Consider the following 22,700-nt stretch of genomic DNA (forward strand, 5'->3'; position numbering starts at 1 on the left):
GACCGGCCCACCCCACCCGAGCCGAGCCGCATCGCGCCCGCCCCGCAGCCGATCCGCACGAGTGGCGCCGAGTGCGCCTACTGCGATTTCAGTAGTCGGTCCTGCGGTTTCGGTAGGTCGCAGTGTCCGTACCCGCATGACGACCGGACGGGTCTCGCCGGGCGAGCCTTGAGCGGTCATCGCATGTGGATAGGGAGACCCTGACGTGGCGACTTTTCTGTATCGGCTCGGCCGCGGCGCCTTCGGGCGCCGCGGCACGGTCCTCCTGGTGTGGCTGGGGGTGCTGGCCGCCGTCGCGGTGGGCGCCGCGCAGGCGCAGGGGCCCTCGGACGAGGAGTTCTCGATGCCGGGGATCGAGTCGCAAAAGGCGTTCGATCTCATGGAGGAGCGTTTTCCCGGAACGGCCGCGGACGGCGCCACCGCCCGGGTCGTCTTCGTCGCCCCGGGCGGGCGGAAGGTGACCGCGGGCGACCTGCGGAAGGCCGTCGAGGACGCGGTGGGCTCGCTGGGCGGCGGCCCGCAGGTGGCCGGAGTCGCGGACCCGTTCGAGTCGAAGGCCGTCAGCGAGGACGGTTCGACGGCGTACGCGACCGTCACCTACAAGGTGGAGTCCGCCGACGTCACCGACGCCAGTCGGGCGGCGGTGGACAAGGCGGCGGACCGCGCGCGGGCGGCGGGCCTTGCCGTGGAGACCGGCGGGTCGGCGATGGACAGCGGCGGCGGCCCCGGCGGGACCGCGGAGATCGTCGGCCTCTCGGCGGCGGCGGTCGTACTGCTGGTCACGTTCGGGTCGATGGCGGCCGCGGGCCTGCCACTGCTGACCGCGATCGTGGGTGTCGCCGTGAGCCTGTTCGCGATCCTGCTGTTGGCGGGCCCGTTGGGTCTGTCCTCGGACACGATCACCCTCGGGATGATGCTGGGCCTGGCGGTGGGCATCGACTACGCCCTGTTCGTGGTGTCCCGCTATCGGGAGGAGCGCGGGCGCGGGCGGGCACCGCGGGAGGCGGCCGGGGTCGCGGTGGGTACCGCGGGTTCGGCGGTCGTGTTCGCCGGGCTCACCGTGGTGATCGCCCTGGCGGGCCTGTCGGTGGTCGGGATTCCGACCCTGACGAAGATGGGCCTGGCCGCCGCGGGGACCGTCGCGGTCGCCGTGCTGGTCGCGTTGACGGTCGTCCCCGCGCTCCTCGGGTTCTGGCCCGACGCGGTGCTGGCACGCAAGGCGCGCAAGGCGCGCAGCGCACGCAACGCACCAAACACACCCGACACCGGTACACGGGCCATCACCGGATCCGGCAGCCGCACCGCCGCCGGGCGGGGCAACCTGGGCACGCGCTGGGCTCGTTTCGTGCTGCGTCGTCCCGTGGCGGTGCTGGTTCTCGGCGTGGTGGGCCTGGCCGCCCTGGCCGTGCCGATGGCGTCGCTGCGGTTGGGCATGCCGGGTGACGAGGCCAAGTCCACCGCCACCACCGAGCGGCGGGCCTACGACGCGCTCGCCGAGGGCTTCGGCCCCGGCTTCAACGGCCCGCTGACCATCGTCGTGGACGCGAGGGGAGCGGCCGACCCACGCGCCGCGGTACGCGCCGTCAGCGACCGGATCGGCGACACGGAAGGCATCGTGTCGGTCTCCCAGGCCCGCTTCAACCAGGCCGGCGACACGGCGGTCTTCCGGGCCACCCCCTCGACCAGCCCCACGGACGAGAAGACCAAGGACCTGGTGGAGACGATCCGCCGCAACCGTGCGGCTGTGCAGAAGCAGGCGTCGGCGACGTTCGAGGTCACCGGCACGACCGCGCTGAACATCGACATCGCCGCGAAGGTGCAGTCCGCGCTGGTGCCCTACCTGGCGGTGGTGGGCGGCTTGGCGGTGGTGCTGCTGCTGCTGGTCTTCCGGTCCGTACTGGTGCCGGTCAAGGCGGCCCTGGGTTTCGTCCTCTCGGTGCTGGCGGCGCTGGGCGCGTTGGTGCTGGTCTTCCAGGAGGGACACGCGGCGGACCTGTTCGGGGTGGAGCAGACCGGGCCGATCATGAGCCTGATGCCGATCTTCATGATGGGCATCGTCTTCGGACTGGCCATGGACTACGAGGTGTTCCTGGTCTCCCGCGTGCGGGAGGCGTACACCCACGGGGAATCCGCCGATCAGGCGATCGTGTCCGGGTTCCGGCACAGCGCCCGGGTGGTCACGGCCGCCGCGCTGATCATGATCGCGGTCTTCTCCGGGTTCATCGGGGAACAGGGCGGGCTGATCAAGATGCTGGGGTTCGGCCTGGCCGCCGCGGTGCTCTTCGACGCCTTCGTGGTCCGGATGGCGATCGTGCCCGCCGTCCTGGCCCTGCTCGGCGACCGGGCCTGGTGGCTGCCGGGGTGGCTGGGCCGCGTGCTGCCCCGGGTCGACGTGGAAGGCGGGGCACTCGGCCACGCGCGGCCCGACCGACCCGACCACGACCCGGAAGGACCGGTCGAGGCGCGCGTGTGACCGGCTCCGCCCCAGGACCGCCCGAGACCCGTGTCTCGGGCGGTCCGCACGCCCCGTCCTCGTGGTCATCGGCGACCATGGACCCCTGCGACACCCCCCAGCGGAGAGCACGATGACCAGTTACCTCGAACGGTACGCGGAGCGCCACGCCCGAGCCGCGGACGTGGTGACGGCGGTGGCGTTGTGCGTCTGCACGCTCTTCGGGGCCCGGATCAGCACGTCCGAGTCCTCGCCCCCGCACGCCTTGTGGCCGGCCTGGATCCTCGTCCTCTCCGGCGCGGCCGTCCTGGCCGCCCGCAGCCGCCCGCGGGCCACCCTCGCGGTCACCGCCGCCGCGGCCGCCCTGCTGACCGCGCTGGGCTACCTGCCCAGCCCCTTGCTGCTGGCCCCCGTGATGACCGCCCTGTACTGGCTTGCCGCGCTCACCGATTCGCGGACCACCGGCGTCTACGGCTCGGCGACCGTGGCCCTGCTCGTGGCCACCTCGCTGGCAGGCGCGCCGCTCGGCGACGACCTCATCCTCCGCACCGTGGGCACGGTCCTGTGGCTGCTGCTGCCGGTGTCCCTGGGCGGCAGGAGCCGCTTCCGGCGCGCCTACCTCGAATCCGTCCAGGCCCGCGCCGCGCACGCCGAGCGCACCCGCGAGGAGGAGGCCCGGCTCCGCGTCGCCGAGGAACGCATGCGCATCGCCCGCGAACTCCACGACGCCGTCGCCCACCACATGGCCGTCGCCCACGCCCAGGCCGGCACCGCCGCCCACCTCGCCGACACGCACCCGGAGCAGACCCGCAAGATCCTCGCCGACCTGGTCGGCACCACCACCTCCGCGCTCCTGGAACTACGCGCCACGGTGGGCGTGCTGCGCAACACCGCCGACCCGCACGCCTCCCCGCTGGAACCCACCCCGGGCCTGGACCGCCTGCCCGAACTGGTCGCGGCCTGCGCGTCGGCCGGCCTGACCGTCACGGTCGGCACCGAGGGAGCGGCTCGGCCGCTGTCCCCGGGGGTGGACCTGACCGCCTACCGGATCATCCAGGAGGCCCTGACCAACGCCACGAAACACGCGCCCGACCACGCGGCCCGAGTCCGGCTCCGCTACGACGGCTCGCGCCTGCTCATCACCGTCACCAACGACGCCGCGGCGAACGGCGGGGCCCTCCCGCCGATGCCCGGCGGCGGATACGGACTGATGGGCATGCGCGAACGCGCCCACTCCGTCGGTGGCGACCTGCGCGCCGGCCCCCGACCCGAAGGCGGCTTCGAAGTCGCCGCCGCCCTGCCCTTCCAGCCCCGCACCCCGGCGGACGACCCGACCGGACGACGACCCGAGGAAACCCGTTGACCATCCGCGTCCTGCTCGCCGACGACCAGGCCCTGCTGCGCGGCACCTTCCGGCTCCTGATCGACTCCTGCGACGACCTGGAGGTCGTCGGCGAGGCCGCCGACGGCCGGGAAGCGGTGGAACTCGCCCGCGCCCACCGGCCCGACGTCGTCCTCATGGACATCCGCATGCCCAACGGCGACGGCCTCGCCGCCACCGCCGCCATCTGCGCGGACCCCGGCCTCGCCGGCACCCGCGTCCTCATCCTGACCATGTTCGAGACCGAGGAGTACGTCGCCCGGGCACTACGTGTGGGTGCCAGCGGCTTCCTCGGCAAGTACGTCACCACGGACGCGCTGCTGGACGGAATCCGCACCATCGCCGCGGGCGAAGCCCTCCTGTCCCCCGGAGCCACCCAAGCCCTGATCACCCGCTTCCTCACCACCCCCGCCTCCGGACCTCCCCTCGCCCCGGCCGAACGCCTCGCCGACCTCACCCCCCGCGAGCAGGAAGTCACCGTCCTGGCGGCCCAGGGCAAATCCAACGACCGGATCGCCCGGGAACTCGTCCTGAGCGTCCTGACCGTCCGCACCCACATCCAACGCGCCATGACCAAACTCGGCGCCCGCGACCGCGCCCAACTCGTCGTCATCGCCTACCAGAACGGCCTGGTGCGCCCCGAGCCACCCGGCCTCTGACCACCGCGGGCCCGGCGCGGCCCGGCCGGCCGGGCCGCGTCGCCCCGGCTCGGGGCTGCCGCGTCGCATCGCCCCGGCTCAGGGCTGGTCCGGGACCGCCGACATGTCCATGTACACGACCTCCCACAGGTGGCCGTCCGGGTCCTGGAAGCTGCGTCCGTACATGAACCCCTGGTCCATCGTCTCGTTCGACTTCTTGGCGCCCGCCGCGAACGCCTTCTCCACCAGCTCGTCGACGCCCTCGCGGCTCTCCGCGCTCAGCGCGACGATGGCCTCGGTGGCCTTGGTCGCGTCGACGATCTCCTTGCTCGTGAAGGTCTTGAAGAACGGCTCCGCGAGCAGCATCACGTGGATCGTGTCGCTGATCGCGAACGAGCTCGCGTTCTGGTCGCTGAACTGCGCGTTCTGGGTGAACCCGAGCGCGGTGTAGAACTCGGTCGCCTTCGTGAGGTCCTTGACCGGCAGGTTCACAAAGATCATCGTGGCCATGATGCGTCCCATCTCGTACGTCTCGGTGCTTTCGAAGGGATAGACGGTCCCCCGGGGAAGAACTCATCGGCCGCGCCGAACTTTCTTCGACCGGCCGCGCCGCCGCGCCGAAGGCGAGTGCGGCCCGCGGAGACCCGGCCTCACCCCACCCGCTCGCTTTCGCGTTCCGTCTCGCCGGCGGGCTTGGTGTCGCCGTGGCCGGGCCACCACGCGATGTGTCCGATCAGCGCGGTCAGGCTCGGGGTGAAGATCAGCGCCATGATGAAGGCCGCGATCGCGATGCCGCTGGAGAGCGCGAAGCCCATCTGGGACAACGTCGAGTTGCCCGCCAGCATCAGGGTCGCGAAGGTGCCCGCCAGGATCACGCCCGCGGCCGCGATGGTCGGGCCCGAGTGCTTGACCGCGACGGCCGCCGCGTCGTGGGGGTTGTGGCCCTCGCGGGCCTCCTCACGCAATCGCGACACCATCAGGATGTTGTAGTCGGTGCCGAGCGCGACCACGAAGAGGTACATGATCACCGGGAGCATGAACATCAGCCCGGGCTGGTCGCCGATCTTCTGGAAGAGCACCGACGTCGCGCCGAGCGTGGCGCCGAAGCCCAGCGCGACCGAGGCCATCAGGTACCACGGCGCGACCAGGCTGCGCAGCAGCAGGCCCAGGATGATCATGATGCACACCGCGGCGACCGGGAAGACCACCGAGTAGTCCCGGTCCACGGCCCGGTTGATGTCCACGTAGACGGCGCTGATCCCGCCCACGAGCGCCCGGGTCCCGGCCGGCGCGGCCTCGTGCATGGTCGGCCGGAGCCGGTCCTTGATCGTCGACAGGGCGTCGTCGGTGGCCGGCGAGTCGGTGAGCACGACCGAGTAGAACGCGGTCCGCTGGTCCGCGCTGAGCACCGCCTCGGTCACCGAGCCGACCCCTTGGACCCGCTGCAGCACCGCCTCGAACGGAATCCGCTCCGCGGGCGTGAGCGGCCGACCAGTGGTCGAGGTCAGATACACCTCGGTGGGGTCCGTGGTGCCGGGCGGGAAGCCCTTCTCCAGGTTCTTCATCGCGACCACGGACTCCTTGTCCGAGGGCAGCGACGAACCGGCCAGGTCGAAGTTGGCCTTGTAGCCCAGCGCGCCGATCGCGAGTACGCCCATCACCAGCGCGGACAGCAGCGCGAACACCGCCGGTCGGCGCCCGATGCCCCGGCCGAGCCGGGCGAAGCCGGTGCCGTGCGGCGCGACCCGCCAGGACTTGGACGGCCAGAACACGCGGGTACCCAGCAGCGAGACCACGGCCGGCACCAGCGTCAGGCCGGCGACCAGCGTCACGAACACCGCGATCGCCAGCGCCGGGCCCATCGAGCGCAGCATGCCGAGCGTGGACAGGGTCAGCGCCGCGAACGCGACGATCACCGCCGCCGCGGCGGAGGCGATCGCCTCGCCGACCCTGGACACCGCGTGCACCATGCCGTTCTTGGCGTCGACCCCCTCGCGCAACACCTCGCGGTAGCGAAAGAGCAGGAACAGCGCGTAGTCCGTGCCGACGCCGAACAACACCACGGTGAGCAGTTGTTCGATCGAGCTGTCCGCCTTCATGTCGAAGACCTTGTTGGCCGACGCGATCAGCCCGGTGGCCATCGGCGCGATCAACCCGATGATCACCACCGGCAGCAGCGCGATGATCGGGCTGCGGAAGATGATCAGCAGCAGCAACACGATGATCACGATGGTGCCGACCGCGACCAGCGTGCCGGCCTTCTCCGAGGAGTCCCGCTCGTCGAGCGCCTGCGCGGCCTGACCGGTGATGCCCGCCGTCAGGGCGGTGCCGGCCACCTGCGCCTCGACGTCCTTGCGCATCTCCTCGACCGCGTCCTGCGGGGTCTCGTCGTTGGGGTCGGTGATCTCCGGCATCGCGACCATCGAGGTCTGCACGAGGCCGTTCGGCGAGACCTGCCCCGGCGTCACCGCGATGACGTCCTCGATCTTCCGCGCCTGCACCGACGCCGAGATCCGGGCGACCTGCTCGCTGTCCGCCTGGGTCATCGGCTTGCCGTCGGAGCGCTGGAAGACGATCACCGCGCCGACGTTCTCCTGTTGCGGGAAGTCCCGGTCGCGCAGGTCGGACGCGCGGACCGACTCGTAGGACTTGGGCAGGAAGCTCTTCTCGTCGGTGGAGGAGGTCAGCTTCGGCGCGAGGCCGATCACCACACCCGCCGCGATCACCCAGGCCAGGATGACCCACCAGGGCCTGCGTACGACAAACCCGCCCAGGGCCTCGAACATGGGCGCCTCGCTTCGTGCTCGTGACGGATACGGCTGCCTCACGTCACCGTCGAACGCACCCAAGGGCCGCGCCAGCCGGGTGATCCGTGCGAGTGACCGGCCGGACCGGCGGCGCGGGACCGCGCCGGCACCCGCGAAGCGGGGAAGTTCGTGTGGCGGACCCCGGCGGGAAGCTCCGATGTCCGGTCGGTACCGTTTGCCTGCCGTCGAGGGAAAAGCCGAGCTCCGCCGGGACGCCCGGGGCGGCCGGCATGCTCGCACAGCGCCGCCGTCGGCGGCACCGGGGAACGGCACGGAGATGGTGATGGTGGCGTCGACTGGTCGCCGCGACGCGATACGGGCCGCGTTCGGCCCTCGGGAGGACGCCGCCTTCGCGCCGCTGCTCGCCCGGGTCGTGACCGCGGTGATCACCTGCGGGTTCTTCTTCGGCGGCTTCGTCGGGCTGGTCCAGTCGACCCGGTTGTCGACCGGCGCCAAGGCGATCGCGCTGGGCCTGCTGCTCGCCCTGGTGACGCTGCACCTGCGCAACTGCGTACGCCCGGCGGACGGCTCCCGGCCGGCGGGCTGGAGGTGGACGCTCGGCGCGCAGGCCGTGCTCACCTATCTGCCGATGACGTGGTTCCACGAGACCTGGTACGGCAATCCGGGCTTCCTCGCGGGCGCGGCGCTGCTGCTGTTGCGGCCCGCGTGGGCGGCCTGGGCGGGGTTCGTGGCGGTGCTGGCCGTACAGGTGCCGGTGGGCCTCGCGGTCCGGCCGACCGTGGTGGAGGCGCTGTACCTGGTTCTGGGGCAGGCCGCCCTGGTCGGGCTGGCGGTGTACGCGCTCGCCGGGCTCGCCGACCTGATCGCCGCGCTGACCGCGACCCGCACCGCGCTCGCGGAGGCCGAGGTCGCCCGGGAACGCCTGCGCTTCGCCCGGCACCTGACCGACGGCGTCGGCGCGAGCCTGACCCGGATCCTGGCCGGCGGCGACGCACTGCTGGCCGGACTGCGCGAGCGCCCGGAGAGCGCCCGGCCCGCCCTGGCCGAGGCGCTGGCCGAGGCCCGTGCGGCGATGGCCCGGGCCCGGGCCTTCGCGCACGAGCACAAGAGCGTCGAGAGCACCCCGCCGCCGGCGATCGCCGACGAGCCGACGCCGCGCGCGGTCGCGGTGCTGCGGGTGGTGATCCTGGTGTTGCTGATCGTGCCGCTGCCGCTGCGGGTGCTCGCCGCGAGCGACTACTCCCCGGCCCGGCAGGCGCTGTTCGGGCTCCTGCTGTGCGCCTTCGTCGCGCTGTACATCCGCAACTGCACACCCGCCTCGGGTGGGCGGCCCCGCTGGTGGCAGTGCACGTTCGCGGCGCAGGTCGCGCTCGCGTACGTGCCGCTCGTCGTGTTCGACGCCCGGGTCTGGTCGGTGGGGCTGTTCCTGGCCGGGCTCGCCCTGGTGTTGCTGCGCGGGCCGTGGCGCGTGCTCGCGGTGATCGGATTCGCGTTGCACGACGTGTACTTCGGCACCTGGAGTCCGACCCTCCTGGACCACGTCTACCACGTGGTGTGGATCCTGGAGCGCGCGGCGCTGGTCTACGGTCTGGTCCGGATGGCCGACCTCGCGCGGGCGCTGGGCGCGGCCCGGATCGAGTTGGCCGCCGGGCAGGTCGCCCGCGAGCGGCTGCGGCTGGGACACGATCTGCACGACCTGCTCGGCTTCAGCCTGTCCGCGCTGGTGCTCAAGATCCAACTGGCGCTGCGGTTCGCCGATCGCGACCCGGAGTCGGCGGCGACCCGGCTCGCCGAGGGCCTGGCCATGGCCCGGCAGGCGCTGGTGGACGTCGGCACGGTCTCGGGCGGGTATCGCGGGATGTCGCTGGCGGTCGAGGCGGGAACCGCGCGGGACGTGCTGGCCGGGGCCGGGGTGGCGGTGGAGGTCGCCGTCGACGTGGGCGCGTTGCCGGCGGGTACCGACACCGTGCTGGCGACCGTGCTGCGCGAGGGCACCACCAACGTACTGCGGCACAGCACCGCGACCCGGTGCGCGATCACCGCGTCGGTCGAGCCGGACGGCGCGGTCGTACTGGTCCTGACCAACGACGGCGTGCCGGCCGGCGCGGGTTCGGCGCCGACCGGGGCGGGCCTGGGGTTGAGGTCCCTCGACGCGCGCCTGGCGGCGCTCGGCGGCACGCTCACCGCCGGGGTCGTCGGCGACGCGTTCCGGCTGAGCGCGCGCATACCCGGGGACGTACGCGCGGGGCTCGCGTGCGCGTGAACCCCCCCGCGCGCTGCCGGGCCACCGCGCCGGTCCGGGCCGTTGCGCGCCTGCCGTGCACGGACGGGGAGTTCCTTGAAGACGCCCGGGTGATGTGCGGTAATCTCCAAGGAAATCAACCTATTTGCCCTGCCGCTCGTGCCCCCGCGCGACCCGTCCGGGCTTCGGATGCGACCGAATCGACGCATCCGTACCGAGAGTTCGGCTGCCCGCTGTCGTCCCACGATGGTGGGATGGGGTATCACTGCATTGGCGATCGCACGTCACACGACATGCACACGTCGCGCCGGCGCGCGCCGGGCTTCTACAGTCCTGTAGATTCACCCATCGGCGGCCGTCGCGTGATCACCCGATCCGCCTGTACCCCGATATGCACGAGGGAAGGAAGCACTGCCATGGGAGTCAGTCTCGCCAAGGGCGGCAACGTATCCCTGTCCAAGGCCGCGCCCGGTCTCACCGCCGTCGCGGTGGGTCTCGGATGGGATGCGCGCAGCACGACCGGTGCGGACTTCGACCTCGACGCGAGCGCACTGCTGCTCGGCAACGACGGTCGGGTGCTGTCCGATCTGCACTTCGTCTTCTACAACAACCTGACCAGCCCCGACGGCTCGGTCCAGCACACCGGCGACAACCTCACCGGTGAGGGCGACGGCGACGACGAGACCGTCAACGTCGACCTCGCGTCCGTGCCCGGCGACGTCCAGCGGGTGGTCTTCCCCGTGTCGATCCACGACGCGGTGGCCCGGGACCAGTCCTTCGGCCAGGTGCGCAACGCCTACATCCGGGTGGTCAACCGCGCGGACAACAACGAGCTCGCGCGCTACGACCTCACCGAGGACGCTTCCACCGAGACCGCGATGGTCTTCGGCGAGCTGTACCGCAACGGCAACGAGTGGAAGTTCCGCGCGGTCGGCCAGGGCTACGCCTCGGGCCTGGCCGGCATCGCGAAGGACTTCGGCGTCAACGTCTGAGCCGATTCCCCCCGGGGTCGCCCCGGCCGCACGACCCCCGCACGAACGTGTGACAGGGCCGCATCGTCCTCGGTGCGGCCCTGACGTCGGATCCGGGGGAACGATTTCGGGCGGGCGGCGGTTGATCCTGAACCGGAGCGGCATCGCATCCGGGCAACGGCGGCGCGGCCGGGCAGCGCCCGGCGAGCGCGGCGGTCGCAGCACAGTGACATCGACCAGAGCGGCGGCGATCCGATCGCCCCGAACGAAACAAGGAGTGGGCGTCATGGCCGGTCTCGACAAGCTGATCAAGAAGGCGACCGACTACGCCAAGAAGAACCCGGACAAGGTCAAGTCCATCGTGGACAAGGTGAAGAAGCAGGCGGACAAGCGCAAGGGTCACTGACCCGCACCCGCACCGGGCGCGCGGCCGGCTCCCCCTGTTCGCCGCTAGGCGACACGCCCTAGGGGAGCGGCCCGCCGCCCGCGGGTTCGCCGCGAGCCGGCCCGGCGTCCCGGGCCGGGTCCGCGGGCCAGTTCGCGTGCTCGGGTCTCCGCAGCCGGTCGGCGAGCGCGTCGAAGCCCGCCGCGAACGCGCTCGTGCTCGGCGCCGGGCCGGGACCGCGCAGGCGGCCGGCGAGCGCGGAGCCCAACCCGGCCATCCGGGTCACCTCGTCGGCCATCGTCTCCACGTCCTCCGGCCACGGATAGTCGGGCCGCGCGAGGTAGAGCGCCACCAGGCCGTGCAGCGCCGCGAGCATCTGCAGGGTCAGCCGGGTCGGGTCGCCGACCAGGACACCGGCGTCCAGACACGGCTGGATCGCCTCGCCGACATAGGCCAGGCACGCGTCCGCCGCGGTCCACCCGCCCGCCGCGCCCGATCGCGGCCGCATCATCAACAGGCGGTACTGCACCGGGTGTTCGAGCCCGAAGCGGACGAACGCGGCACCCCGCCGACGCATCGACTGGTACGGGTCCGCGATGCCGTCGCCCACCTCGCGCATCCGCCGCCCGAGGTCCTCCCACACCGCGAGGCACACCGCCTCGACCAGCGCCTCCTTGTCCGCGAAGTGCAGGTACACCGACGGCGTCGTCACACCCACCCGCGCGGCGACCGCGCGCAGCGTGAGCGCGGACTCGTCGCCGGCCTCGTCGAGCAGCGCGGTCGCCGCGCGCAGGATCTCCTCGCGCAGCAGCGCGCCGTCCCCGGGACGGGCACGGGTACGGGCGCGGGATCGGCTGGTGGGCGGCACGCGTCCAGTTGACAGCCACCGACTTGACGCTGTCAACTTGACAGCGTCAACTCAGGTGAGGGGTTCGGGATGAGCACAACGTCGTCGACCGTGGGACCGACCGGTCTGGAACAGCTCCAGGCGTTGCGGGAGCACGGCATGCCCACGGGGATCGGCCCGTTCATCGGCATGGAGCCGGAAGAGGTCGAGGACGGCCGGATCGTGTTCAGCGCGTCCGCCCGGCCCGAGTTCGCCAATCCGATCGGCACCATGCACGGCGGCATCGCGGCCACGCTGCTGGACTCCGCGATGGCCTGCGCGGTGCACACCACGCTGCCGCCCGCGACCGGGTACACCTCGCTCGACATCTCGGTGCGCTACCTGCGCCCGGGCCCGCTCGACGGCACCAAGCTGCGCGCCGAGGGCCGGGTGATCCACCGCGGGCGCACGATCCGCACCGCCGAGGCCGAACTCACCGACCACCAAGGCCGCCTGCTCGCCACCGCGACCACGACCTGCCTGATCATGCCGCTGGGGTGACACCCGCGACGCCGGCGGTCGGGCGGCGCCCGGAGCGCCGCCCGCACCGCCGGCGGATGCGGATCACACCCCGTGGTCGCCGATGCGCTCGACGCCGGCCGGCAGCCGGTCCGGGGTCAGGAAGGCGCGCAGTTCGTCGCGGAAGGCGCGCGCGGCGTGGGTGAGCGCGGCGTCGCTGCGGTGGGCCAGGGCGATGGTGCGGGACAGGCCCGGCGGGGTGAGCGGCGTCGCGGTCAGGCCCGGTCGGCCGACCAGCACCATGCTCGGCACAATGGCCGGCCCCAGGCCCACCTCCACGAACCGCAGCACCGCGTCCATCTCACCGCCCTCGATCGCGAACTCCGGCTCGAAACCCGCCTCGTGACACGCGGTCAGGGTCGACTCGCGCAGGTCGTAGCCGTCCCGGAACATCACCAGCCGCACCCCCCGCAGCGCCTCGATCGGCACCGTCGCACCGGCCACCGGCGGCGTGCCCGCGAGCACCAGGTCCTCGCGCAGCAGCGGCTCGGTGGTCAGCGCCGCGCCGACCCCCTGCGGCGGCACCACGATCAGCGCCAGGTCCAGGTCGCCGCGCAGCAGGGCGCGGACCAGGTCCCGCGAGCCGTTCTCGTCGACCAGCAGCCGGATGTCCGCGTAGCGGGCCTGGAAGCTGCGCAACACCTCGGCCAGCAGGCTGGCGGACAACGACGGCGTGGCGCCGATCCGGACCCGGCCCGAGCGCAGCCCGACCAGCTCGGCCACCTCCAGGTGCGCGACGTCCACGTCCGCCAGGATCCGCCGCGCGATCGGCAACAACCGCTCCCCCGCCGGGGTCAGCGCGATGTTGCCGCGTACGCGGGTGAACAGTTCGGCGCCCAACTCGTGCTCCAGGGCCCGGATCTGCTTGGACAGCGACGGCTGGGCGACGTGCGTACGCGCCGCCGCGCGGGTGAAGTGCCGGGTCTCGGCGACCGCGACGAAGTAGACGAGCTGCTGGAACTGCATGCCTTCAGCCTTGCATAGCCGACGGCTATCGAAACGAGGCATTTCCGATCTTGGACGGCATGACCTTGGTCCGCCTACCGTCGAACCCATGGCGACCCTGACCCGCGCACCCGGTTCCGCCGGGCAGCGCAGGCAGGGAGCGTCGCACCGTTCGACCGTCATGATGAAAGTCGCGATGGCGCTCAGCGGTGCCGTGCTCCTTGCCTATCTGACCGTCCACATGTTGGGCAATCTGAAGATCTTCTTCGGCGAGTCGAGCTTCGACCACTACGCGCACTGGCTGCGCACCATCGGCGAGCCGCTGGTCCCGCACGAGGGCGCCCTGTGGATCATCCGGGTGGGCCTGACCGCGGCCGTGCTCGTGCACATGGCGATGGCGATCCTGCTCACCCGGCGCGCGCGCCGGGCGCGGCCGGTCAAGTACGTGCACCGCCCCCCGGTCCAGGGTTCGTACGCCGCGCGCACGATGCGCTGGGGCGGTGTGATCATCGCCCTGTTCGTGGTCTACCACCTGCTCGACCTCACCGTCGGGGTGGCCAATCCGGTCGGCGCCTCGGGCAAGCCGTACACGAACGTCACCGCCGACTTCGAGCACTGGTACATCACCGCGATCTACACGGTGGCGGTCGTCGCGGTCGGCTTCCACCTGCGCCACGGCGTGTGGAGCATGACCCGCTCGCTCGGCCGGCAACGCCCCGGCACCGAGCGGCTGATGGGCCGGATCGCGACCGGATACGCCGTGTTCATGACGGTCGGATTCCTGTCCGTGCCGTTCGCCGTGACCGTCGGAATCGTGGGGTGAAGGTGATGAACCGACACACCGAGCCGACCCGGGACGCCGGACACATCGCCTCCGGCGAGGACACCGGACACGCCGGGCACACCGAGTACGCGCACTACACCGTCGGCGCCGAGATCGCCGACCACGCGGCCCCGGACGGCGATCTGGCCGGGCGCTGGGAACAGCGCCGACTGGCCGCCCGGTTGATCAACCCGGCCAACCGGCGCCGGCTCCCGGTCATCGTCGTCGGCACCGGTCTCGCGGGCGCCTCCGCCGCCGCCACGCTGGCCGAACTCGGCCACCCCGTCACCTCGTTCTGCTACCAGGACTCGCCGCGCCGCGCGCACAGCATCGCCGCGCAGGGCGGCATCAACGCCGCCAAGAACTACCGCGGCGACGGGGACAGCGTGGCCCGGCTGTTCAAGGACACCATCAAGGGCGGCGACTTCCGCGCCCGCGAGTCCAACGTGCACCGACTGGCCGAGGTGAGCACCCAGATCATCGACCAGTGCGTCGCACAGGGCGTGCCGTTCGCCCGCGACTACGGGGGCCTGCTCGACACCCGTTCGTTCGGCGGCGCGCAGGTCTCCCGTACGTTCTACGCGCGGGGCCAGACCGGCCAGCAGCTCCTGCTCGGCGCCTACCAGGCGATGTCGCGCCAGGTCGCGGCCGGCAACGTCACCGTGCACGCGCGCACCGAGATGCTCGACCTGGTGGTGGTGGACGGCCGGGCCCGCGGCGTGGTGGTGCGCGACCTGGTCACCGGCGAGGTCACCACCCACCTGGCCGAGGCGGTCGTACTGGCCACCGGCGGCTACGGCAACGCCTACTTCCTGTCCACGAACGCGATGGGCTGCAACGCGAGCGCGGTCTGGCGCGCGCACCGGCGCGGCGCGCTGTTCGCCAACCCGTGCTTCACCCAGATCCACCCGACCTGCATCCCGGTCTCCGGCGAGCACCAATCGAAGCTCACCCTGATGAGCGAGTCGCTGCGCAACGACGGCCGGGTGTGGGTGCCCACCGCCGGCGGGGACACCCGCGCGCCCGGCGACATCCCGGCGGCGGAGCGGGACTACTTCCTGGAGCGGATGTACCCGGCCTTCGGCAACCTGGTCCCGCGCGACATCGCCTCGCGCGCGGCCAAGCGGGTCTGCGACGAGGGACGCGGCGTGGGACCGGGCGGGCTCGGCGTCTACCTCGACTTCGCGGACGCGATCGAGCGGCTGGGCGCGCCGGCCGTCGAGGAGAAGTACGGCAACCTCTTCTCGATGTACGAGCGGATCACCGGCGAGGACCCGTACGCCGTGCCGATGCGGATCTACCCGGCGGTGCACTACACGATGGGCGGGCTGTGGGTCGACTACGACCTCCAGTCCACCATCCCGGGCCTGTTCGTGATCGGCGAGGCGAACTTCTCCGACCACGGCGCGAACCGACTGGGCGCCTCGGCGCTCATGCAGGGCCTGGCCGACGGCTACTTCGTGCTGCCGACCACGCTCACCCACTACCTCGCGGCGGGGCCGTTCGGACCGGTGGACGCGGACGATCCGGAGGTGGTGGCCACCGAACAGGGCGTCCAGGACCGGGTCAAGCGCCTGCTCGCGATCGACGGCGACCTGTCCGCCGACCACTTCCACCGCGAGCTGGGTCTGCTGATGTGGGAGAAGTGCGGCATGGAGCGCGACGCGGCCGGGCTGCGCGAGGCGCTGGCGCGGATCCCGCGGTTGCGCGAGCAGTTCTGGTCGCGGCTGCGCGTACCGGGCACCGGCGCGGGGCTGAACCAGTCGCTGGAGAAGGCCGGTCGGGTCGCCGACTTCCTCGAACTCGCCGAACTGATGTGCCTGGACGCGCTGCACCGCGAGGAGTCCTGCGGCGGCCACTTCCGGGCCGAGCACCAAAGCGCCGGCGGGGAGGCCGCCCGGGACGACGAGGCGTTCGCCTACGTCGCCGCGTGGGAGTACACGGACGGGCCGCCCGTACTGCACCGCGAACGGCTCACCTTCGACAACGTCACCCTGGCCACGAGGAATTACGCATGAAGCTCACCCTGCGCATCTGGCGGCAGAAGGGCCCGGCGGATCGGGGCGGCATGGTCGCCTACGACGTGCCGGACGCGTCGGCCGACATGTCGTTCCTGGAACTGCTGGACGTGCTCAACGAGCGGCTCACCGAGCGCGGCGACGAGCCCGTCGCCTTCGACCACGACTGCCGCGAGGGCATCTGCGGCGCGTGCAGCCTGGTCATCGACGGGGTGCCGCACGGGCCGCAGAAGGCGACCACGACCTGCCAGCTCCACCTGCGGCACTTTCGCGACGGGCAGACCATCGACGTCGAGCCGTGGCGCGCCGCGGCCTTCCCGGTGGTCAAGGACCTGGTGGTGGACCGCTCCGGTCTGGACCGGATCATCGAGGCCGGCGGGTACGTCACCGCGCCCACCGGCTCGGCCCCCGAGGCGCACGCGACGCCGATTCCCAAGGCCGACGCGGACGCCGCGTTCGAGGCCGCGACCTGCATCGGCTGCGGCGCGTGCGTGGCGGCGTGCCCGAACGGGTCGGCGATGTTGTTCACCGCCGCGAAGGCCACCCACCTGGGCCTGCTGCCGCAGGGCGCGGTGGAGCAGGACACGCGCGTCGAGGCGATGATCCACGCTCACGACGACGCGGACTTCGGTGGGTGCACCAACACCGGCGAGTGCACCGCGGTGTGCCCGAAGGGCATTCCGCTGGGGGTCATCGGGCGGTTCAACGGGGACGTGCTTTCTGCCGCGTGGCGGGGGCGCTGACGTGCGGTGCTCGTCGCCGCATGGCGCTGCACCTGGCCGGCCTGCGGCCGGTTGGCCTCAAACGCCGGCCGGGCTGGAATTGGGCCGGCTGCCCGAACGGGCTGCGGCTCTTGGCCTCGAACGCGGGCCGGGCTGAATTCGGGGGTTGGTTGCCCGGGCAGGCTGGAATTGGGCTGCCTGCCCGGACAAGCTGCGGCTCTTCACCTCGAACGCCGGCCAGGCTGAATTCGGGGCCGGCTGCCCGGGCAGGCTGGGGCTCTTGGCCTCGAACGCCGGCCTGGTTGGAATGGGCTGCCTGCCCGGACAAGTTGCGGCGCTTGGCGTCGAACGCCGGGCAGGCTGCGGGGCTCGTGGCCTCGAATACCGGGCAGGCTGGAATGGGGCCGGCTGCCGGGGTGGGCTGGGGCTTTCCGCCTCGAGCGCCGGGCGGCGTTCGAGGTCGGGTCAAGGGGAGGTGATGGGGGCGGCTGCTCGGTCGCGCAGGGGGTAGTCCTGGGCGGCTTCGAGGTGGCGTACCGATTCGCGGTAGACCTCGGATTCGTCGCCGGCCTCGATCAGGGCGATCAGGCGCTCGTGGTCGCGCAGGCCGGCGCGGCGGACGCGTTCGCCCGTGTCGGCCAAGGCCTCCTGGGCCCATTCGCGTTCCTGTTGCGCCCACAACACCTCGACCGCGCCGAGCAGGATCTTCATCGTCTCGTTGCCGCACAGCAGCACCAGGGCCTCGTGGAAGTCGCGGCCGGCGCGGATGTAGGCCGGTCCGTCCTCGACCGCGCGCTCCATCCGCGCGTGCACCTCGCGCAACCACGGCAGCACCTCGGTGGCCCGGTCCGGGCGCGCCGCGCACAACGCCGCGCAGACCGGCTCCAGCCGGCGCAGCGCCTGCGCGAGGTCGTCCAGGCGGACCTGGCGCGCGTGCATGACCATGCCGAACATGTGTGCCGCGTCAGCCGGTTGCGGGACGTGCACCACCGCGCCGCCGGTGTTGCCGCGCTTGACCGTGATCAGGCCCTCGGTCTCCAGGATCCGGAACGCCTGGCGCAGCGTGGTGCGGCCGACACCGAACTCGGCGATCAGGTCGTCCTGTTTGGGCAGCATGTCGCCGTCCCGCAGCGGACCGTCCAGGATCCGGCGGCGCAGCCGACGGGCGAGCTCGTCCGCGATGCCGGCGTTGCGCAGGGATCGCTCGGTGCCGGAACGGACCGGCTGCGCCGCCGGGTTCACGCCGGTACCGCCGCGGCGAGTTCGGCGACCTCGGCGACCTGGGTCGCGGTGAGGTCCACGATCGCGGCCGCGTTGGCCGCGACCTGCTCGGGGCGTGTCGCGCCGACCAGCACCGACGCCACCTCGGGTTGCGCGGCCAACCAGGACAGCGCGAGCGCGAGCAGGGTCAGGCCCTGGCTCCGGGCGTAGGCGGTGAGCCGCTCGACGATCGCGAAGTTGTCGTCGGTGGCCACACCCTGCGCGAAGCGCGGGATGGCCGCGAACCGGCTGTCCTGCGGGAACTCCTCGCCGTGCCGGTATTTGCCGGTGAGCAGGCCGGACGCGAGCGGGAAGTACGGGATGACGCCGACGCCGAAGTGCCGGGCCGCGGGCACCATGTCCCGCTCGACGGTGCGCTCCAGCAGGCTCCACTGGATCTGCGCGGCCACGAACCGCGTGGCGCCCGCGAGGTGCGCGGCGTCGGCGAGTTGCCACGCGGCGAGGTTGGAGGTGCCCGCGTAGCGCACCTTGCCCGCCCGGACCAGGTCGTCGAGCGCGCTCAGCGTCTCCTCGATCGGGGTGTCCGGGTCGGCGTAGTGCTGGTAGTACAGATCGATGTGGTCGGTGCCCAGGCGCCGGAGGCTGTTCTCGCAGCTCCGCACGATGTGCCGGCGCGAGGAGCCGCGGCCGTACGGACCCTCCGCCACCTTCGCGCCGAACTTGGTCGCCACGACCACGTCCTCGCGGCGGCTCCCGAGTGCCTTGCCGAGCAGCACCTCGGATTTCCCGCCGCCGTACATGTCGGCGGTGTCGAACAGGGTCACCCCGGCGTCGAGCGCGGCGCCGACCACCTTGTCGGCGCCGTCCTGGTCGATCCGCATCCCGAAGTTGTTGCAGCCGAGGCCGATCGCGGAGACCTTCAGACCCGACTTGCCCACGGTGGTGTAGCGCACGCTCAGCTCCCGTCGTCTTGTTCACCCATCATAGCCATGATAGCTATGACATATCGTCAGCTGACACCTCGTCAGCCGTGCTGCGATCGCGACATCACCACGAGGGTAGGCACTCATGCGCAAGATCCCGTACGCCGGCAGCGTGCACGACCAGAGCGAGATCGACGCGATGCTGGCGGTCCTGAACGGGCCGCCCTCGGCGATGGGCATCGGGCGCAACGTCGCGGAACTGGAGACGCGCGTCGCCGAACTGTTCGGCAAGCGCAACGGCCTGATGTGCAACTCGGGCTCCTCCGCGCTGTATCTCGCGATCGAACTGCTGCGCCTGTCCCCCGGGGACGAGATCATCACCTCCACGCTGACCTTCTCCACGGACATCGCACCGATGGTCAAGGCCGGTCTGGTGCCCGTGCTCGCCGACGTCGAACCGGACACCTACCAGATCGACCCGACCCGGATCGAGGCCCTGATCGGCCCGCGCACCAGGGCGATCCTGACCCCCAACCTCGCGGGCAACGCGCCGGACTGGGACGTGATCCGGGCGATCGCGGACCGGCACGGCCTCAAGGTGATCGAGGACTCCTGCGACGCGCTCGGCGCGACCCTGCGCGGGACGCCGACGGGCACCCGCGCGGACATCTCGGTGACCAGCTTCGCGATGTCGCACATCATCACCTGCGCGGGCAACGGCGGCATGGTGCTCACCGACGACGAGGACCTGCGCGACCGCGGTCTGATGTTGCGGCGCTGGGGCCGACGCAGCGAGGTGCAGCTCTTCGGCTCCAAGCGGGGCAACCGCGACTTCTTCGAAGAGATCGACGGCGTGCTGTACGACAACCTGTTCATCTTCGACGAGATCGGCTGGAACTTCGAGCCCTCGGAGCTGGGCGCCGCCTTCGGGGTGGCCCAACTCGCCAAGCTGCCCCGGTTCCTGGCCACCCGCCGGGAGCACTTCGCGGCGCATCACGCGTACTTCGACGCGCGTCCGGAGTTCACCGCGCCGCGCCAGACCGAGGGCCTGGAGACGGGGTGGCTCAACTTCCCCATCCTGTTGAACGAGGGGCTGCCGTTCCATCGCGGCGAGATGCAGGCGTGGCTGGAGGAGCGCGGGGTGTCCACCCGGACCGTGTGGTCGGGCAACATCCTGCGCCAGCCCGGCTTCAAGGACATCGCGCACCGCGCCGACCCGGGCGGCTACCCCAACGCCGACCGGGTGATGGAGCACGCGCTGATCGTGCCGATGAACCACCGCATGGACGCCGAGGACGTGGCCTACATCCACGAGCAGGTGGACGCCTTCCTGGCGACGCGCTGACCACGGCGACCGACCGCCCCCGCGCCCGCGCCCGTCACACCCCCGAGAGGCCGCGCGCCGGAGCAGCGCGCACCGCGAAGGGGCCGCCCACCGAGGGACCGCGTACCGAAGGGGCCCGGCGCGTCGCGCCGGGCCCCTTTCGCCCGTCCTCGCCCACCGGCCGTCGGCGCCGGTCAGCCGTCCTGGCGGACGGCCTCGCCCTCGATCTCGATCCGGACCTTCTTCGAGACCAGCACGCCGCCGCTCTCCAGCGCCTGGTTCCAGGTCATCCCGTAGTCCTCGCGGTTGATCTCGGTGGTCGCGGTGAACGCGAGCACCTCCTGCCCCCACGGGCTGGTCGCGAGGCCCTCCAGCTCGACCGCGAGCTCGACCTCGCGGGCGATGCCCTTGATGGTCAGCTCGCCGACCAGGGTGAACTCGTTGCCGCTGCGGCCGCTCAGGCGCAGCGTACGGAAGGTCATCCGCGGATACTTCTCGACCTCCATGAAGTCCGCACTGGCCAGGTGGGCGTCGCGGTCCGGCTGACCGGTGGTCATGCTCGCGGTGGAGATCGCCGCCTCGACGGTGGAGTCCATCGGCTCCTCGGCGACGGTGATCGCACCGGTGAAGTCGGTGAACTGCCCACGCACCTTGCTCACCATCAAGTGCCGCGCCGTGAACCCGACGCGGGTGTGGGCCACATCGAGCGCGTACGTGCCGGCCGTCGGGATCGTGAGCCCTTCCCAGTCGCGGCGGGGGGTGGTGGCGGTCATGTCGCACTCCTCGGGAGAGATATCGTTGCCTTGCGGATATCGACCTCAGCAACATCTTGTACAAAGATATTCCGCGTGTCAACTACTTGCTATGATAGGGACATGCACACTCCCCCGAGAGCCGCATCCCCCGCCCCATCGACTACCACTCCCTTCGACGATCCACGCATCACCGCCATGGGACTGCTCGTGGAGGTCTACACCGGCCTGATGGATCGGCTCAGCCCGCAGTTGGCCGAGCACGGCCTGTCCACGGTGGACTTCAACGTGCTGGTCCGGTTGTCCCGCTCGGCCGAGCAGCGCCTGCGGATGAGCGATCTCGCGGCGCAGACGTCGCTGTCCACCTCCGGGGTGACCCGCGTGGTGGACCGCCTGGAGAAGGAAGGGCTGGTCGCCCGGGAGAACTGCCCCACCGACCGGCGCGCGCTGTTCGCGGTGCTCACCCGCGACGGCGCGGACCGGATAGGCGGCGTCCTGCCCGGCCACGTCGACCTGCTCCAGAGCTGGCTGATCGACCCGCTGACCGAGGGTCAGCTCGCCGGGCTGCTGGACGGTCTGCGGGTGGTGCGCGACACCGCCAACCCCGGTGCCCGCGCGGGCATCTCGTCCTGACCGCGGCCACCGACACCGAGTAGCCCGTCCGCTCGAACCCGTGGCCGCGGGGGTCACGGGAAGCGCGCGCAAGACCCCGAACGACTCGCCCATCGACGCAGGAAGCCGGCAAGACCCGGGAGAACGATCCGCCCCCAGCCGCTCGGCGGCTGGGGGCGGATCCGTTTTTCGACCTGTTCGGCGACCGGGGACAGTGTGCCGCCTCGCCGCCGGGGCGAGACCTCGCTCAGCCGTCCGCGCGCAGCTCCCGGGCCGCCTCGGACAGGTCCTTGGCGGTGTCGATCGCCCGCCAGTAGGCGCCCTGCGGAATCGGGAAGCCGGCCAGCCGCTGAGCCCGGGCGAGCCCGGGGAAGGTGGTGCGCTCGTGGTCGCCGACGTCCGGCAGCAGCGCGGTGAATTCGGGCGCGAACACGTATACGCCGGCGTTGATCAGATACGGCGAGGGCGGCGCCTCGATGAAGTCCAGGACATGGCCGTACTTGTCGGTCTCCACCACCCCCCAGGGAATCCGGGGTCGGGCCAGCGCGAGTGTGGCCAGCGCGGTGCGCTCGTGGTGGAAGGCGGCCATCTCGGTGAGCGAGAACCGGGTCCAGATGTCGCCGTTGGTGGCGTACCAGGGCTCGTCCGGGCGCGGCAGCGCGGCGGCGGCGAACTTCAACCCGCCGCCCCGGCCCAGCGGTTCGGTCTCCACCACGGTCTCCACGCGCACCGGGAGATCGGCGCTCTCGAGCCAGTCCTGGAGCACCTCGGCGAGGTGCCCGCAGGAGACCACGACGTCGCGCACGCCCTCCGCGGCCAGCCAGCGCAGTTGGTGTCCGATGATCGGGGTGCCGGTGCCGGGGATCTCCACCATCGGCTTGGGTCGATCGTCGGTGTAGGGGCGCAGCCGTGAACCCTGCCCGCCGGCGAGGATCACGGCCTGCGTGACCGCGCGAGCCCCCGTGTGGGTGGTCGAATGTGGTGCGGAAGTCATGGGCGCATTATCGCGCCCTCGAATCCCCCTCGACTTCCAAGGGAGGTACCACTCGTTCGGGAACGCGCTGGGCCCTAGGTTCATCTCATGGACGACTGCACTTCGAACACCGGGGGGAACAACA

20 protein-coding genes are annotated in these 22,700 nt (G+C 71.8%); 12 read left to right on the forward strand and 8 right to left on the reverse strand.

The annotated features are described in order from the left end of the window. The first annotated feature begins 205 nt into the window (after positions 1-205). From ACWCPW_RS02540 to ACWCPW_RS02550, 3 genes are all read left to right on the forward strand, one after another. Positions 206-2,473 carry an MMPL family transporter gene (locus tag ACWCPW_RS02540; protein ID WP_449759734.1) on the forward strand — a complete coding sequence of 756 codons (2,268 nt, stop codon included), beginning with the start codon at positions 206-208 and terminating at the stop codon, positions 2,471-2,473. Positions 2,474-2,585: 112 nt separating this feature from the next. Then, complete coding sequence (locus ACWCPW_RS02545; RefSeq protein ID WP_449759735.1) at positions 2,586-3,815, forward strand: sensor histidine kinase; 1,230 nt, start codon at positions 2,586-2,588, stop codon at positions 3,813-3,815. Beyond that, positions 3,812-4,492, forward strand: coding sequence for a response regulator (locus ACWCPW_RS02550; RefSeq protein WP_449759736.1), 681 nt, complete (start codon positions 3,812-3,814; stop codon positions 4,490-4,492). The genes ACWCPW_RS02545 and ACWCPW_RS02550 overlap by 4 nt, the downstream gene beginning before the upstream one ends. Before the next feature lie 78 nt (positions 4,493-4,570). Here the strand turns inward: ACWCPW_RS02550 and ACWCPW_RS02555 are convergent, their stop codons facing one another. After that, positions 4,571-4,981 (reverse strand): VOC family protein, encoded by a 411-nt coding sequence (locus ACWCPW_RS02555; protein WP_449759882.1) that lies wholly within the window; start codon positions 4,979-4,981, stop codon positions 4,571-4,573. A 140-nt stretch (positions 4,982-5,121) separates the two neighbouring features. Beyond that, positions 5,122-7,257 carry an MMPL family transporter gene (locus ACWCPW_RS02560; RefSeq protein ID WP_449759737.1) on the reverse strand — a complete coding sequence of 712 codons (2,136 nt, stop codon included), beginning with the start codon at positions 7,255-7,257 and terminating at the stop codon, positions 5,122-5,124. 304 nt (positions 7,258-7,561) lie between these two features. Between ACWCPW_RS02560 and ACWCPW_RS02565 the strand changes: the two genes are divergently transcribed. The 3 genes from ACWCPW_RS02565 to ACWCPW_RS02575 all read left to right on the forward strand — a co-directional run bounded on the left by ACWCPW_RS02565 (position 7,562) and on the right by ACWCPW_RS02575 (position 10,858). Next, a complete protein-coding gene (locus ACWCPW_RS02565; protein WP_449759738.1) occupies positions 7,562-9,502 on the forward strand; it encodes a histidine kinase in 1,941 nt (646 codons plus the stop codon). 395 nt (positions 9,503-9,897) lie between these two features. Beyond that, complete coding sequence (locus tag ACWCPW_RS02570) at positions 9,898-10,473, forward strand: TerD family protein (protein ID WP_449759739.1); 576 nt, start codon at positions 9,898-9,900, stop codon at positions 10,471-10,473. Between the two features lie 265 nt (positions 10,474-10,738). Next, positions 10,739-10,858, forward strand: coding sequence for an Rv0909 family putative TA system antitoxin (locus tag ACWCPW_RS02575; protein ID WP_379989414.1), 120 nt, complete (start codon positions 10,739-10,741; stop codon positions 10,856-10,858). A 58-nt stretch (positions 10,859-10,916) separates the two neighbouring features. On the opposite strand, the gene ACWCPW_RS02580 is transcribed toward ACWCPW_RS02575, so the two are convergent. Next, positions 10,917-11,705 (reverse strand): TetR/AcrR family transcriptional regulator, encoded by a 789-nt coding sequence (locus tag ACWCPW_RS02580; protein ID WP_449759740.1) that lies wholly within the window; start codon positions 11,703-11,705, stop codon positions 10,917-10,919. Between the two features lie 69 nt (positions 11,706-11,774). Here ACWCPW_RS02580 and ACWCPW_RS02585 point away from each other — a divergent pair, with 69 nt between their 5' ends. After that, entirely contained in the window at positions 11,775-12,224 is a 450-nt protein-coding gene (locus ACWCPW_RS02585) for a PaaI family thioesterase (protein ID WP_449759741.1), read from the forward strand. A 63-nt stretch (positions 12,225-12,287) separates the two neighbouring features. Here the strand turns inward: ACWCPW_RS02585 and ACWCPW_RS02590 are convergent, their stop codons facing one another. Next, positions 12,288-13,208, reverse strand: coding sequence for a LysR family transcriptional regulator (locus ACWCPW_RS02590; protein WP_449759742.1), 921 nt, complete (start codon positions 13,206-13,208; stop codon positions 12,288-12,290). An 88-nt stretch (positions 13,209-13,296) separates the two neighbouring features. On the opposite strand from ACWCPW_RS02590, the gene ACWCPW_RS02595 reads away from it, so the two are divergent. Genes ACWCPW_RS02595 through ACWCPW_RS02605 form a run of 3 tightly spaced genes read left to right on the forward strand, consistent with a single transcriptional unit; the run spans position 13,297 to position 16,771 of the window. Then, positions 13,297-14,010 (forward strand): succinate dehydrogenase cytochrome b subunit, encoded by a 714-nt coding sequence (locus tag ACWCPW_RS02595; protein WP_449759743.1) that lies wholly within the window; start codon positions 13,297-13,299, stop codon positions 14,008-14,010. Between the two features lie 5 nt (positions 14,011-14,015). Further along, entirely contained in the window at positions 14,016-16,028 is a 2,013-nt protein-coding gene (locus tag ACWCPW_RS02600) for a fumarate reductase/succinate dehydrogenase flavoprotein subunit (RefSeq protein ID WP_449759744.1), read from the forward strand. Continuing rightward, the gene (locus ACWCPW_RS02605) at positions 16,025-16,771 is read left to right on the forward strand and encodes a succinate dehydrogenase/fumarate reductase iron-sulfur subunit (RefSeq protein WP_395868427.1); all 747 of its coding nucleotides are present in this window, start codon (positions 16,025-16,027) and stop codon (positions 16,769-16,771) included. The genes ACWCPW_RS02600 and ACWCPW_RS02605 overlap by 4 nt, the downstream gene beginning before the upstream one ends. Positions 16,772-17,215: 444 nt before the next feature. Here the strand turns inward: ACWCPW_RS02605 and ACWCPW_RS02610 are convergent, their stop codons facing one another. Both ACWCPW_RS02610 and ACWCPW_RS02615 read right to left on the reverse strand, forming a co-directional pair. Beyond that, the gene (locus ACWCPW_RS02610; RefSeq protein ID WP_449759745.1) at positions 17,216-17,992 is read right to left on the reverse strand and encodes a FadR/GntR family transcriptional regulator; all 777 of its coding nucleotides are present in this window, start codon (positions 17,990-17,992) and stop codon (positions 17,216-17,218) included. Beyond that, positions 17,989-18,924: an aldo/keto reductase gene (locus ACWCPW_RS02615; RefSeq protein ID WP_449759746.1), complete on the reverse strand. Its 936-nt coding sequence runs from the start codon at positions 18,922-18,924 to the stop codon at positions 17,989-17,991. The genes ACWCPW_RS02610 and ACWCPW_RS02615 overlap by 4 nt, the downstream gene beginning before the upstream one ends. 115 nt (positions 18,925-19,039) lie before the next feature. On the opposite strand from ACWCPW_RS02615, the gene ACWCPW_RS02620 reads away from it, so the two are divergent. Next, on the forward strand, positions 19,040-20,239 hold the full coding sequence (locus ACWCPW_RS02620; protein ID WP_449759747.1) for a DegT/DnrJ/EryC1/StrS family aminotransferase: 1,200 nt from the start codon (positions 19,040-19,042) through the stop codon (positions 20,237-20,239). Positions 20,240-20,412: 173 nt separating this feature from the next. Here ACWCPW_RS02620 and ACWCPW_RS02625 read toward each other — a convergent pair whose 3' ends face one another. After that, complete coding sequence (locus ACWCPW_RS02625) at positions 20,413-20,991, reverse strand: YceI family protein (protein WP_449759748.1); 579 nt, start codon at positions 20,989-20,991, stop codon at positions 20,413-20,415. Between the two features lie 177 nt (positions 20,992-21,168). Between ACWCPW_RS02625 and ACWCPW_RS02630 the strand changes: the two genes are divergently transcribed. Then, positions 21,169-21,603: a MarR family winged helix-turn-helix transcriptional regulator gene (locus ACWCPW_RS02630; protein ID WP_449759749.1), complete on the forward strand. Its 435-nt coding sequence runs from the start codon at positions 21,169-21,171 to the stop codon at positions 21,601-21,603. Positions 21,604-21,829: 226 nt separating this feature from the next. Here the strand turns inward: ACWCPW_RS02630 and ACWCPW_RS02635 are convergent, their stop codons facing one another. Then, positions 21,830-22,576 (reverse strand): nucleotidyltransferase family protein, encoded by a 747-nt coding sequence (locus tag ACWCPW_RS02635; protein ID WP_449759750.1) that lies wholly within the window; start codon positions 22,574-22,576, stop codon positions 21,830-21,832. Positions 22,577-22,700: the final 124 nt, after the last annotated feature.

This window comes from Embleya sp. NPDC001921 (genome assembly GCF_053594475.1).

Bases quoted from the DNA above. Each gene is read 5' to 3' on its own strand.
- ACWCPW_RS02545 (WP_449759735.1), top strand. From the start codon at position 2,586: ATGACCAGTTACCTCGAACGGTACGCGGAGCGCCACGCCCGAGCCGCG.
- ACWCPW_RS02555 (WP_449759882.1), bottom strand. From the start codon at position 4,981: ATGGCCACGATGATCTTTGTGAACCTGCCGGTCAAGGACCTCACGAAG.
- ACWCPW_RS02560 (WP_449759737.1), bottom strand. From the start codon at position 7,257: ATGTTCGAGGCCCTGGGCGGGTTTGTCGTACGCAGGCCCTGGTGGGTC.
- ACWCPW_RS02565 (WP_449759738.1), top strand. From the start codon at position 7,562: ATGGTGGCGTCGACTGGTCGCCGCGACGCGATACGGGCCGCGTTCGGC.
- ACWCPW_RS02570 (WP_449759739.1), top strand. From the start codon at position 9,898: ATGGGAGTCAGTCTCGCCAAGGGCGGCAACGTATCCCTGTCCAAGGCC.
- ACWCPW_RS02575 (WP_379989414.1), top strand. From the start codon at position 10,739: ATGGCCGGTCTCGACAAGCTGATCAAGAAGGCGACCGACTACGCCAAG.
- ACWCPW_RS02585 (WP_449759741.1), top strand. From the start codon at position 11,775: ATGAGCACAACGTCGTCGACCGTGGGACCGACCGGTCTGGAACAGCTC.
- ACWCPW_RS02590 (WP_449759742.1), bottom strand. From the start codon at position 13,208: ATGCAGTTCCAGCAGCTCGTCTACTTCGTCGCGGTCGCCGAGACCCGG.
- ACWCPW_RS02595 (WP_449759743.1), top strand. From the start codon at position 13,297: ATGGCGACCCTGACCCGCGCACCCGGTTCCGCCGGGCAGCGCAGGCAG.
- ACWCPW_RS02600 (WP_449759744.1), top strand. From the start codon at position 14,016: ATGAACCGACACACCGAGCCGACCCGGGACGCCGGACACATCGCCTCC.
- ACWCPW_RS02605 (WP_395868427.1), top strand. From the start codon at position 16,025: ATGAAGCTCACCCTGCGCATCTGGCGGCAGAAGGGCCCGGCGGATCGG.
- ACWCPW_RS02620 (WP_449759747.1), top strand. From the start codon at position 19,040: ATGCGCAAGATCCCGTACGCCGGCAGCGTGCACGACCAGAGCGAGATC.
- ACWCPW_RS02625 (WP_449759748.1), bottom strand. From the start codon at position 20,991: ATGACCGCCACCACCCCCCGCCGCGACTGGGAAGGGCTCACGATCCCG.
- ACWCPW_RS02630 (WP_449759749.1), top strand. From the start codon at position 21,169: ATGGGACTGCTCGTGGAGGTCTACACCGGCCTGATGGATCGGCTCAGC.
- ACWCPW_RS02635 (WP_449759750.1), bottom strand. From the start codon at position 22,576: ATGACTTCCGCACCACATTCGACCACCCACACGGGGGCTCGCGCGGTC.